This window comes from Streptomyces hilarionis (assembly GCF_024539675.1).
In the GTDB taxonomy this organism is placed as follows: Bacteria; Actinomycetota; Actinomycetes; order Streptomycetales; family Streptomycetaceae; genus Streptomyces; species Streptomyces hilarionis.
Map to the genome: position 1 here is coordinate 1 of NZ_JAHHIT010000512.1, position 380 is coordinate 380.

General features: G+C 46.6%; 1 protein-coding gene. It reads right to left on the bottom strand.

The genetic code is table 11. The features are described 5' to 3' along the window. The coding region (locus KMS84_RS39335) for an LbetaH domain-containing protein (protein ID WP_498066975.1) at positions 1-380 on the bottom strand (380 nt) is incomplete at both ends.

The window sequence follows — 380 nt, forward strand, 5'->3', positions numbered from 1 at the left end:
CGCCTGTTCCAATGTAAGCGTGATCTTCAATCGTGACATTACCGTTACACTTTACCGACGGCGCGAACGTCACGAAATCGCCTATGACACAGTCATGAGCAACATAAGAGTAAATGTTGGCATGGAAATGCCGCCCAATTTTTACATTGGAGGTGATTGTTACAAAAGGGGAAAGCACAGCCCCCTCTGCTATATCGTTGGAATCAAGGATAACTGTATTTTCGGCAAACACTGAGAATGCTTTAGCGCCGCGGCTTTCACAGAGTGCGGCAATCCGCTCTCTGGCCGTCGACTGGCCAATGGCGATACTGAAATATCGATTGCCTGCCAGGCCTAAAAACTCATCTAAAGAGATAACAGAATATTCGTTTATCTCAGAC